Source organism: Phenylobacterium sp., from assembly GCF_035309685.1.
Lineage (GTDB): Bacteria > Pseudomonadota > Alphaproteobacteria > Caulobacterales > Caulobacteraceae > Phenylobacterium.
The window spans coordinates 72,703-84,119 of sequence record NZ_DATGEX010000036.1; the positions used below are offsets into that span (position 1 = coordinate 72,703).

At 69.3% G+C, this 11,417-nt stretch carries 10 protein-coding genes; 3 read left to right on the forward strand and 7 right to left on the reverse strand.

The genetic code is table 11. The annotated features are described in order from the left end of the window. Position 1: 1 nt before the first annotated feature. A complete protein-coding gene (locus VKQ35_RS11960; protein ID WP_324361844.1) occupies positions 2 to 1,279 on the forward strand; it encodes a cytochrome P450 in 1,278 nt (425 codons plus the stop codon). A gap of 91 nt (positions 1,280 to 1,370) precedes the next feature. Here VKQ35_RS11960 and VKQ35_RS11965 read toward each other — a convergent pair whose 3' ends face one another. From VKQ35_RS11965 to VKQ35_RS11980, 4 genes are all read right to left on the reverse strand, one after another. Continuing rightward, the gene (locus VKQ35_RS11965; protein ID WP_324361846.1) at positions 1,371 to 2,060 is read right to left on the reverse strand and encodes a PEPxxWA-CTERM sorting domain-containing protein; all 690 of its coding nucleotides are present in this window, start codon (positions 2,058 to 2,060) and stop codon (positions 1,371 to 1,373) included. A 223-nt stretch (positions 2,061 to 2,283) separates the two neighbouring features. Continuing rightward, on the reverse strand, positions 2,284 to 2,577 hold the full coding sequence (locus VKQ35_RS11970; protein ID WP_324361848.1) for a putative quinol monooxygenase: 294 nt from the start codon (positions 2,575 to 2,577) through the stop codon (positions 2,284 to 2,286). A gap of 212 nt (positions 2,578 to 2,789) precedes the next feature. Beyond that, entirely contained in the window at positions 2,790 to 3,074 is a 285-nt protein-coding gene (locus tag VKQ35_RS11975) for a hypothetical protein (protein WP_324361849.1), read from the reverse strand. Positions 3,075 to 3,175: 101 nt separating this feature from the next. Next, positions 3,176 to 3,871 carry a DnaJ family molecular chaperone gene (locus VKQ35_RS11980; RefSeq protein WP_324361851.1) on the reverse strand — a complete coding sequence of 232 codons (696 nt, stop codon included), beginning with the start codon at positions 3,869 to 3,871 and terminating at the stop codon, positions 3,176 to 3,178. 113 nt (positions 3,872 to 3,984) lie between these two features. Here VKQ35_RS11980 and VKQ35_RS11985 point away from each other — a divergent pair, with 113 nt between their 5' ends. After that, a complete protein-coding gene (locus tag VKQ35_RS11985) occupies positions 3,985 to 7,650 on the forward strand; it encodes a hydantoinase B/oxoprolinase family protein (RefSeq protein WP_324361853.1) in 3,666 nt (1,221 codons plus the stop codon). A gap of 32 nt (positions 7,651 to 7,682) precedes the next feature. Further along, complete coding sequence (locus VKQ35_RS11990; protein ID WP_324361855.1) at positions 7,683 to 8,402, forward strand: hypothetical protein; 720 nt, start codon at positions 7,683 to 7,685, stop codon at positions 8,400 to 8,402. A gap of 163 nt (positions 8,403 to 8,565) precedes the next feature. Here the strand turns inward: VKQ35_RS11990 and VKQ35_RS11995 are convergent, their stop codons facing one another. The 3 genes from VKQ35_RS11995 to VKQ35_RS12005 form a co-directional block, all read right to left on the reverse strand. Further along, positions 8,566 to 9,744 carry a pyridoxal phosphate-dependent aminotransferase gene (locus VKQ35_RS11995; protein WP_324361857.1) on the reverse strand — a complete coding sequence of 393 codons (1,179 nt, stop codon included), beginning with the start codon at positions 9,742 to 9,744 and terminating at the stop codon, positions 8,566 to 8,568. Next, positions 9,744 to 10,379 (reverse strand): glutathione S-transferase family protein, encoded by a 636-nt coding sequence (locus tag VKQ35_RS12000; protein ID WP_324361859.1) that lies wholly within the window; start codon positions 10,377 to 10,379, stop codon positions 9,744 to 9,746. The genes VKQ35_RS11995 and VKQ35_RS12000 overlap by 1 nt, the downstream gene beginning before the upstream one ends. Before the next feature lie 237 nt (positions 10,380 to 10,616). Further along, on the reverse strand, positions 10,617 to 11,315 hold the full coding sequence (locus VKQ35_RS12005; protein ID WP_324361861.1) for a pirin family protein: 699 nt from the start codon (positions 11,313 to 11,315) through the stop codon (positions 10,617 to 10,619). Between the last annotated feature and the right edge of the window lie 102 nt (positions 11,316 to 11,417).

Below are 11,417 nucleotides of genomic sequence, written 5' to 3' on the forward strand. Positions count from 1 at the left end.
CATGGACGACGGCTCGATCGACGTGAAACGCGCGGCCCGCGACGCCGCCTACGCCATGCCGCTGGCGGACATCAATCCGGTCGATCCGGAGCCCTTCCGCACCGACACCTGGGGCCCCTATTTCGAGCGCCTGCGCGCCGAGGATCCGGTCCACTGGTCGGTGGACAAGGACGAGGAGGTCGGCGGCTACTGGTCGGTGACCAAATGGAACGACATCATGGCCGTGGACACCAACCACGAGGCCTTCTCGTCGGAGCCCACCATCGTCCTGCCCGACCCGGCCGAAGACTTCACCCTGCCCATGTTCATCGCCATGGACCCGCCCAAGCACGACGTGCAACGCAAGACCGTGAGCCCGATCGTCGCCGGTCCGAACCTGGCGAAGCTGGAACCGATCATTCGCGAGCGCGCCGCCGTCATCCTCGACGCTTGCCCGATCGGCGAGGAGTTCGACTGGGTGGACAAGGTCTCCATCGAACTGACGACGATGACGTTGGCCACCCTGTTCGACTTCCCCTGGGAGGACCGGCGCAAGCTCACCCGCTGGTCGGACGTGGCCACCGCGGCCCCGGACAGCGGCATCTTTTCGACCACCGATCCGGAGGGGGCGGAGAACGAGCGCCGCGCCGAACTGTTCGAGTGCGTCGACTATTTCATGCGGCTGTGGAACGAGCGGGTGAACGCCCCGCCGGCCAGCGATCTGATCTCCATGCTCGCGCACGGCGAGGCCACCCGGCACATGGACCGCATGGAATATCTGGGGAACCTGATCCTCTTGATCGTCGGCGGCAACGACACCACGCGCAACACCATCACCGGCTCGGTCCTGGCCTTGCACCAGAACCCCGACCAGGATCGCAAGCTGCGCGACAACCCCGAGCTGATCCCCTCGATGGTCTCGGAAACCATCCGCTGGCAGACGCCGCTCGCCTATATGCGCCGCAGCGCCACGCGGGACATCGAGCTCGGCGGCAAGACCATCAAGGCCGGCGACAAGGTGGCCATGTGGTACGTCTCGGGCAACCGCGACGAAGAGGTCATCGAGCGGCCCAACGACTACATCATCGACCGCGAGCGCGCGCGCCAGCACCTGTCGTTCGGCTTCGGCATCCACCGCTGCGTCGGCAACCGGCTGGCCGAACTGCAGCTGAAGGTCATCTGGGAAGAGATCCTCAAGCGCTTCCCGAAGATCGAGGTGGTGGGCCCGCCCCGGCGGGTAAACTCCTCTTTCGTGAAGGGCTACGAGACCCTGCCGGTGGTCATTCCGACGCGGCTCTGAGGCCCGAGGCCGGGACCCCAACGCAAAAGCCCCGGCCTTCCGGCCGGGGCTTGAACGCTTGCGATCCGGATCAGGCGATCCGCATCGAACCTCAGGCGGTCGCGGTCACCTGGCGGCGGCGCAGCATGGCGCCGGCGGCGCCAAAGCCCACGATCATCAGGGCCCAGGACGCCGGCTCCGGAACCGCGTTGCCGGCCACGATGTAGGCGCGGTCGACGACGAAGTCGGCGGCAGGCGCCGGGCCCGAGTTGTAGGTGAAGGCTGCGGTTTGGGGCCCGGCCGTGGCGATATTCACGACGCCGCGGAACGCGAACCATTGACCCGCCGCCACCGAGTGGGCGCTGAAGTGGGCGAGGTTCACGCCGGCGATGGAGCCGTCGAAGGTCGCGTCACCCGAATTGCGCTCGCCGTTGAACGGCACATAGACGTCGAAGCCGATGGTGTAGAAGCCGGTATTCAGGTTCACCGTCTGCGACAGGCTCTCCGTCGAGGCGTCGGCCACGAAATAGAGCGCGTTGTTGCCGACCGGATCGGGGCTGCCGGAAAGCGGAGCATTGTCCGGCGGGATCGGCTCGCCGAACGCGCCGCCCGGATAGTTCGCGCTGGAATTGTAGGGGATGACCACGGCCATGTGGCCCGGCACGTCCGCGCCGCTGCCCGAATAGGTCCAGTCGAGCGTGCCGCTTTCAAAGCTGCCGTTCGAGATGAGGTTGCCGGAGGCGCTTGCGCTGCCCGCGACGACGAGTCCGGCCGCGACGGCGGCGGCGGCGATAAGCTTCATAGTACTCCCCAGGTCCATTGGGCGCGCCGGACAACTCCAGCGCGGTAAATAAAGTCTTTATGTGCCCTGAGCGGCATTACAAGCAGATTCCACCCGTTTCGCGTGCAACGCACAATTTTCGCCTGCAGATTCCCCTGTAAGGCGAAAACCTATGGTAAATCGGGCTCTTGTTTCGGTTATCCGACAATGTCGAACGGCGGTATCGATGGTCTGGGGCCGCCGGTCAGCCCACCCCGTCCAGGTATTCGATCTCCGGACGTCCAGCCAAGACCGCGCCGAACTTCGGGCCCGCGGCCTTGAAATAGTCGGTGCCGCCGTGGTGGGTGAGCGCGTCCTGGTCCTTGTAGAGCTCTAGCACCTTGTAGGTGGTCGGCTCGGCGCGGCTCCTGGTCAGCTGGTAGGCGAGGTTCCCCGGCTCGTTGGCGTGGACCTGTTTGGCCAGTTCGCCGAAGAAGGCCTCGAACTCGTCGGTCTTGCCTTCTTGGATCTTCAGGGTCGCGATCACACCGATGGTCATGCCGTGCTCCAAACGTTTGTTTGAACGAACGGTAGAGAAGCCCTCACCGCGTGTCATCCCGGTTTTGCGAAGCAAAGACCGGGACCCCTACGCCCAGCGCCGCGAGGCGTGGTGCGAAAGCAAGACGGCGTCTTGTCGGGGAAATTCGGAGTCAATGGGTCCCGGACATGGCCCCGCCATTGCGGGATGACAACCGAAGGAGCGTGGAAGAGCTAGCGGCTCTCGTTCCAGCCATAGGCCACCCAGTGGTGGCCGCCCAGGTGGCGGGCTTCGATGACGCCGTCGCTGCGGGCTCGCGCGGTGCGCCGGGCGCGCAGAGCGAGGCCCGCGAAACCCAGCAGCGCCGAGGCCATCACCCCGATCACCGCGACGGTGGCGGCGAACACCACGGCAAGGACCGCGCCCACCACGACGGCGGCGACGGTGGCCAGCAGGCCGACGAGCACAGCCAGGCTGCGCAGGGCGGATCCGTGCCGGACGGCGAACTCTTTCACCATGGCGTCCTCATCGGCTCAGTGGCTGAGCCTAAAGCAATTATGTCGTCCCAAGGTTGCTGCGCGTCAACCATGGAGCGCCCGAAACGGGGACGAAAGCGAACTTATGCCACGCCCTGCAAGGATAGTGCCCGCCGTTCACGCATGGCGGCGTCAAAAGCGGCGTTGATCGCGCCGGCCTTGATCTCGGCCACCTCGACGAACTCGGCCGGCAGGCCGCGGGCCCGCGCGCGGTCGGGGTGCGCCTCGGAGAGCATGGCCCGCCGGGCGGCGCGGAGTTCGGCGTCGGAGCAGTCGTGACGCACGCCCAGCACGGCGTAGGGGTCGCCCGCCTCGGGGCCCAGGTGCGTCGCCTTCAGGCGGCGGAACACCAGCGGGCTCTGACCGAACAGCTGCGAGACCCGCTCCAGGTAGGCCAGCTCGTCGCCGGTCACCACCCCGTCGGATTGGGCGATGTGGAAAAGGCCGTCGACCACGTCTTCCAGGAGCTGCGGGCAGGCGTGGTAGCGCTTCTGCAGACGCCGCGCGTAGCCTTCGAAGCCGCGCGTGGTCTGCTGCGCCAGCTGATAGAGCCGCCGCACATTGCCTTCGCTGGCCTCGTCGGACTGGAAGACCTCGGAAAACGCCAGCCACTCGCTGGACCGGGCCTGGCCGTCGGCCTTGGCCAGTTTTGCGCCCAGCGCGGTGACCGCGGTCGAGAACGCGGGGTCCTCGCCGGGAAGGCCCGGAGGGCAGACGTCGCACTCGGCCTCATCGAGGTTGCGAGCGGCGAGACCGGCTATCTTGCGCCAGAAGCTCATTGGGATAAGCAGCCATACGAGCGTGCGGGCCTGAAAACAATCGTGGGACGGGTTAAGTTTTGGACAGGTCGTGGCGCTTCTGGATCGCCCCCTTTTCTGTGGAGCGCCGGTAGGTGGTCGAAACAACCTGGCGTTTCTGGATCGACAGGGGCGGCACCTTCACCGATGTGATCGGCCAGGACGACGCCGGCGCCGAAACCTCGCTGAAGCTGCTCTCCGCGTCCGCGGCCTATCCGGACGCCGCCGTCGAGGCCATGCGGCGCATCCTGGGCGCGGCGGCGGGCGAGCCCTTCCCCGCCCATCGCGTCGACGCCATCAAGATGGGGACGACGGTCGCCACCAACGCGCTTCTGGAGCGCGCCGGGGCCAGGACGCTGTTCGTCACCACCCAGGGCTTCGCCGACAGCGTGCTGATCGGCGACCAGGCGCGGCCCGACCTCTTCGCGCTCACCATCGTGCGGCCGCCGCCGCTCTACGCCGGGGTCATAGAGGCCGACGAACGGCTGGACGCTCAAGGGCAGGTCGTGCGCCCGCTGGACCGTGAAGCGCTGCAGCGCCAGCTCCAGAGCGCCGCGGACCGGGGCTTCACCTCGGTCGCCATCGCCTTCCTGCATTCCGATCTCAACCCGGCTCACGAGCAGGCGGCCGGCGAGATTGCGCGGGGGCTCGGATTCCCCTTCGTCGCGCTGAGCCATGAGGTTTCGCCCCTGCCGCGGTTTATTCCGCGCGCCGAGACGACGATCGCCGACGCCTATCTGACGCCCATCCTGCAGGACTACGTGCGCCGGGTGGCGGACGCAGTGGCTGGCGCGCCCCTGTTCTTCATGACCTCGGCCGGCGGCCTGGTCCGCGCCGAAGCCTTCCGCGGCAAGGATGCGGTGGTCTCGGGCCCGGCCGGCGGCGTGGTGGGCGTGGCGCGCACGGCGGCGCAGGCGCAGGCGCCGGCCGTGCTCGGCTTCGACATGGGCGGCACCTCCACCGACGTCTGCCGCTTCGCCGGCCAACTGGAGCGCCGTGACACGGCACGCGTCGCCGGCGCCAAGATCAGGAGCCCGATGCTGGACGTCGAGACGGTGGCGGCCGGCGGCGGCTCGATCCTCACCTTCGACGGCATGCGCGCCCGCGCCGGCCCGGCCAGCGCCGGCGCCGATCCCGGCCCCGCGGCCTACGGGCGGGGCGGCCCGGCCACCGTCACCGACGCCAACCTGGTGCTGGGCCGCCTGGATCCCCGCTTCTTTCCCTCGGTCTTCGGCCCCAGGGGCGACGCTCCGCTCGATCCCACCGCCGCCCGCGCCCGCCTCGCGGACTTGGCCGCGGCCATGGACGCCGCGAGCGTCGAGGCGGCCGCGGAAGGCTTTGTCGCCGTCGCGGTCGAGCAGATGGCCCAGGCCGTGCGGCGCATCTCCACCGAGCGCGGCTTCGACCCGCGCGACCACGCGCTCACGGCCTTCGGCGGCGCCGCCGGCCAGGTCGCCTGCCAGACCGCCGAGGCGCTGGGCGTCAGCGAGATCCTCTGCCCGAGGTACGGCAGCGTGCTTTCCGCCTGGGGCATCGGGCAGGCGCGGATCACCGCCCTGCGCCAGGCAGGGCTGGAGGTTCCGCTGGATGCGGCGGGCCTCGCCCGCGCCGAGGCCCTGCTGGCCGATGTCGAACAGGCGGCCCGCGCCGCCATGGCCGAGCAGGGCGCGGAGACCGCCGCCATGCGCCAGACCCTGCGCCTGCGCTACGACGGCGCCGACGCCGAACTGCCGGTCCCGCTGGCCAGCCTGGCCGAGGCCAAGGCCCAGTTCGAAGAGGCCCACAACCGCCTGTTCGGTTTCGTCGAACCGGACCGCACCATCCTGATCGTCGCGGTGGAGGCGGAGGCGTCATCCCAAAACACCGCTCATCCCGGCGAAAGCCGGGACCCAAGCGGACTCTCGACCCTGCGACGGTCTCAGAAGGATCCCGCCCTCGGCTTGGGTCCCGGCTTTCGCCGGGATGAGCGGGTGAAGATGTTCGCTCATGGCCAATGGCGCGACGCCCCGGTGATCTCCGCCCATGAGCTAAGTGAGATCGAAGGCCCCGCCCTCATCGTGCGCCCCGACACCCAGATCGCGCTGGCCCCCGGCTGGCGCGCGACCGCCGAGGCGAACGGCCTGATCCGGCTCACCGCCACCGGCGCCGCCCGCAGCCACGCCATCGCGCTCGACAAGCCCGACCCCGTCACTCTGGAGCTGTTCAACCGCCGCTTCATGGGGGTCGCCGAGGCCATGGGCGCGGCGCTGGAGCGCACCGCGCACTCGGTGAACATCAAGGAGCGGCTGGACTTCTCCTGCGCCCTCTTCGACGCCGACGGCGGGCTGGTGGCCAACGCGCCGCACATGCCGGTGCACCTGGGCAGCATGGGGGCCAGCGTCCGCGCCGTGCGCGACCGCCACCCGGTGCTGCACGCGGGCGAAGCCTTCGCGCTCAACAATCCCTACGCCGGCGGCACCCACCTGCCGGACATCACTGTGGTCATGCCGGTATTCCTCCCCCTTGAGGGGGAGGTGTCAGCGAAGCTGACGGAGGGGGCTTCATCCCCTGAACCAACCTTCTACGTCGCCGCGCGCGGGCATCACGCCGATGTCGGAGGCGTGCAGCCCGGGTCCATGCCGCCGTTCTCCAAGACCATCGACGAGGAGGGCGTCATGCTGGACGCGCTGCCGATCATGGCCGACCACCGCTTCCTGGAAGCCGAGACCCGCGCGGCGCTCGCGTCCGGCCAATGGCCGGCGCGCAATCCCGACACCAATGTCGCCGACCTGAAGGCGCAGATCGCCGCCTGCCAGGCCGGCGCCGCGGCGGTCTCGGAGATGATCCGCACCTACGGCGCCGACGCCGTGGCGCGCTACATGACCTTCGTGCAGCAGAACGCCGCCGCCGCCGTGCGCCGCGCGGTGGGCAAGCTGACCGACGGGCAGGCGCGCATCCCGGTCGACGGCGGCGGCGAGATCGTGGTCACCACCACGGTCGATGCGGCGGCGGGTACGGCCACCCTCGATTTCCGCGAGAGCGCCGACCAGCTGCGGACCAACTTCAACGGCCCCTCGGCGATCGTCGACGCCGCGGCGCTCTATGTCTTCCGCACCCTCGTCGACGACGACATCCCGCTCAATTCCGGCTGCCTGGAGCCGCTGAAGATCCTGACGCGGCCAGGCTCCATGCTCGATCCCAGGCCGCCCGCCGCCGTGGTCGCCGGCAATGTCGAGACCAGCCAGCATGTGGTCGACGCCCTCTATGCGGCGCTGGGCGTCATGGCCAACTGTCTGGGCACCATGAGCAACTTCACCTTCGGCGACGAGACGCGGCAATATTACGAGACGATCTGCGGCGGCTCGGGCGCCACGGCGAACGCGCCCGGCGCCAGCGCCTGCCACACCCACATGACCAATTCGCGCCTGACCGACCCGGAGATCCTCGAGCGCCGCTTCCCGGTCCGCGTCGAGAGCTTCGGCGTGCGCCATGGCTCGGGCGGCGTGGGCGCTCAGGCCGGCGGCGACGGCGCGGTGCGCCGCATCCGCTTCCTGGTCCCGATGGAGGCGGCGCTGCTGTCCTCGCGCCGGATCAATGCGCCGCAGGGCCTGAAGGGCGGCGGCCCGGCCAAGCCCGGCGCCCAGCGTTTGATTGCAGCGTCGGGCGCGGTTACAGACCTGCCCGGCTGCTTCGCCGTCAATGTCGAGGCCGGCGACATCATCGAGATCGAGACCCCCGGCGGCGGCGGCTTCGGTCCCGCCCCCAAATCGCCGACGGCCTGATTTTCGGCGAAATCCAAGGTATCTCTCAACTTATGGCTCCCTTCGCTCTCGCTCTCGCCCTCTTCCTGCAGGCGCAACCTGCCCCAACCGAGCCGGCGACCACCGATCCCGCGACGCTGCTCGGCGCCCCCAAGCCGGAGGACAAGGCGGAGGATAAGATCGGCGACAAGCTCGCCGAGGCGCCGCCCGCCGCCGACGAGGCCGCGGCGCCTGAGGACCGCTTCCCGGCCGGCGCGCCGCACGACGACTATCAGTTCGTCGCCTGGTGCTACGGCAACCTGCGCGCCTACCTCGACCTGCACGACCAGGTGATGCCGGAGGTGACCCGCATCGAAAGCACCTTCCGCCCGCCGAACCGCAAGCTCTCCGATGACCTCAAGGTCTATGCCGACATGCAGAAGGAGGGCCGCGCCCAGCTGAAGCAGTTCCAGGCCGCCCTGACCGCCGCCGAGAAAGCCAGCCTCAAGCCGATCAACACGGTCGGCGCCGCCGCCGTCTCCAAGGGCGCCGACGTCTGGCGGGTCACCCCTGACATCACGCCCGCGCGCCTGGCGCAGGCCTGGATGAGCTGGGACCTGCCGGCCCGCTGCGAGGTCACCGCCAAGACCCTGCAGACCAAGGCGACGCTGATGGGCGGGGCCTTCAAGGTCAACGAAGAGCCCGACCCGCCGCCCGCCGAAGCCGCAGCGCCTGCCGCGGACGCCCCGCCGCCCGCCCCGCCGGAAACCCCGACGCCGCCGTCGGGTCGCTAAAGAACCACGGACGGACACAGACGCACACGGACGCGCCTTGGCTGTCGCGAGCGCAGCTCGCCTTCTGATCGTAGGCAGAGCCTGTCGGAAGATGGCCTTCGGCCTTTCAAGCGGCAGGGCGCGTCCGTGTGCGTCTGTGTCCGTCCGTGGTTTGAAAAAACCTTCAGCCGCCGAGGTACGTCCCCAAGCGCCTAAGGCCCTCGGCGTTCTTTTCCGGGCGGTTGGCGAAGCACCAGCGCAGCCAGCCTTCGCCCTCCGGTCCGAAGGCGGAGCCGGGGGCGAGGCCCATGTCGGCCTTGGCGATCAGGTCCTTGGCCAGCGTCATGGAGTCGCCGTGGCCGTCGACCCGGAAGAAGGCGTACATGCCGCCCTCCGGCTCCGGCGCCTCGACGCCCGGCAGCGCCCGCAGGCCGCCCAGCACCAGGTCCTTGGCCGCGGTGAGCTCGGCGCGCAATTCGGCGATGTACGGCTCGCCGTCGCGCAGGGCGGCGATCGCCCCGCTTTGGATGAAATCCGGCGCGCAGGAGGTGTTGTACTCGATGACCACCCCCATGGAGTCGACCAGCGACGTCGGCAGCACCATCCAGCCCATCCGCCAGCCGGTCATCCGCCAGGCCTTGGAGAAGGTGTTGGTGGCGACCACCCGTTCGTCCTCGTCGGCCAGCGGCAGGAACGAGGGCGCGCTCTTGCCCGGCCCGAAGATCAGCCGCTCGTAGGGGTCATCGGTGATCAGCCAGATGCCGTATTGCCGGCACCGCTCCAGGATCGGCGCGCGATCCTCGGCCGGGAGCGTCCAGCCGGTCGGGTTGTTCGGCGAGTTGAGGAACAGCGCCTTGGTGTCGGGCGTCAGCGCATCCATCAGCTTGTCGAGGTCGAGCCGCCAGCGCCCCTGCGCCGGGTCGAGCGCCACGGTCTGAAGCCGCGCCGACAGGATGCGCGGGATCTCCACGATGTTCGGCCAGGCCGGCGTGGTCACCACCACCTTGTCGCCGGGCGAGACCACCGCCTGGCTGACCAGCATCAGCGCGTTGACGCCGGCGCTGGTGATCGCCAGGCGCCCGGTGTCGACCGGGCGGTCGTGCAGGCGCTCCAGATAGTCCGAGAGCGCCTCGCGCAGGTCCATGCGGCCGAGGTTGTGGGTGTAGTAGGTCTCGCCCGCCATCAGCGCCTTGGCCGTGGCCTCGCGGATAAAGTCGGGCGTCGGGCGGTCGCTCTCGCCGACCCAGAACTTCAGCACGTCCTCGCGGGCCATGCCGGCGTTGGCGACCTCGCGGATCTGCGACATGCGCAGGGCGAGGACTTCGTCGCGGGCGACGGCGGCGCGGCGCGATGGAGCGTCCATCAGGCCTCGCCCGGGGTGACGAGCTTGAACGGCTGATTGATCGCGTGGAACGCCGGCAGGGCCTCGCAGCGCGCGGCATGGGCGGCCAGCGCCGGCCACCGGCCCCAGTCGAAGGCCTTCGGCTGGGCGCCCGTCAGGAAGGTCCACATCACGCTTAGCATGACGTCAGCGTGGCTGGGCGCGCCGTCGAACAGATAGGGCGTCGAGCGCTCGGCCCGCACGGCCTCCAGCAGGTCCAGGGTCTCGGCCACCTGCGCCGTGCAGCGTTCGACCCACATGGGCAGGGCCGCCTCGCGGAACGCTCCCTCGTAGACCAGACTCACGCCCTTCTCGGCCGCGCCGGCCGCGAAACCGCAGAGGCGGAGAAGCTCGCGCCCCTGGGCGCCCGGCCGCGCCAGACTGGCCCGCGCGCCGGCCATCTCGTCGATGACGCCGAGGATCAGCGCGGAGTCGACGTAGGCCACGTGGTCGTCGGTCACCAGCGTCGGCACCCGGCGCAGCGGGTTGAGCTTGGCGATCTTGTCGGCGTCGCCGAACGTCGACCAGGGCTTGTGCTGGAAGGCCATGCCGTAGGTCGTGAGCGCGATCCCCACGCGCCGCACGAACGGCGAGTCGTACTGTCCGATCAGCAGCATGGCCAAAGTCCCCGAGAATCGTCCCGACGATCTCTAGATAACCGTGGCCGCGGTTTCTGAAAGGCCGCCGGCAAACAAAAACCTCCCCCGTAGCGGCAGCGTGCGGGGGAGGTGGCCCGAAGGGTCGGAGGGGGCGCTGGGGCCGCGCGCCCGCCTCAGTGCGCCGGCAGCGCCCCCTCCACCACATTCGTGGTCCCCCTCCCCCGAAATCGGGGGAGGTTTTTTGGCGATCGGCTCTTAGGCCGCGTCGACCAGGACTACTTCGGCGTCTTCCAGGGCGGTGACGCGCAGGTTGGACTCGCCGGTGATGGCGGCGCCGTCGCGGGCGTCCAGCCTCACGCCGTTGACCTCGATGGCGCCGGTCGCAGGCACCAGATAGGCGCTGCGGCCTTCACCCAGCCGGTATTCGGCCTGCTCGCCGGCCTTCAGCGTGGCGCCGAGCACGCGGGAGTTCGTGCGGATCGGCAGAGCGTCCTTGTCCTCGGGGAAGCCGCTGGCGAGCGCCACGAACCGGCCGGAGCGGTCGGATTTCGGGAACGGCTTGGCGCCCCACGAGGGTGCTCCGCCCCTGCGATCGGGCATGATCCATATCTGGAACAGCGTCGTGGTCTCGCCTTCGAGATTGTACTCGGCGTGGCGGATGCCTGTGCCGGCGCTCATCACCTGTACGTCGCCCGCTTCGGTGCGCCCCTCGTTGCCGAGGCTGTCCTTGTGTGTGACCGCGCCCTTCCGGACATAGGTGATGATCTCCATGTCCGAGTGCGGGTGCGGCGGGAACCCGGTGCCGGGCGCGATCTCGTCGTCGTTCCAGACGCGGAGAGCGCCGAAATTCATCCGGCTCGGTTCGTAGTAGTCGGCGAACGAAAAATGATGCTTGGCCTTCAGCCAACCGTGGTCGGCGCCGCCCAGCGCGGCAAATGGCCTTCTCTCGATCATCTGGATCTCCTTCGCGGCGCTCGGCCGCGGTCAATTGCTTTCGAAGCGATAGATAGGTCACGGCCGATAGGCTATAAATAGAAACGTGGGAAACTCATTGTT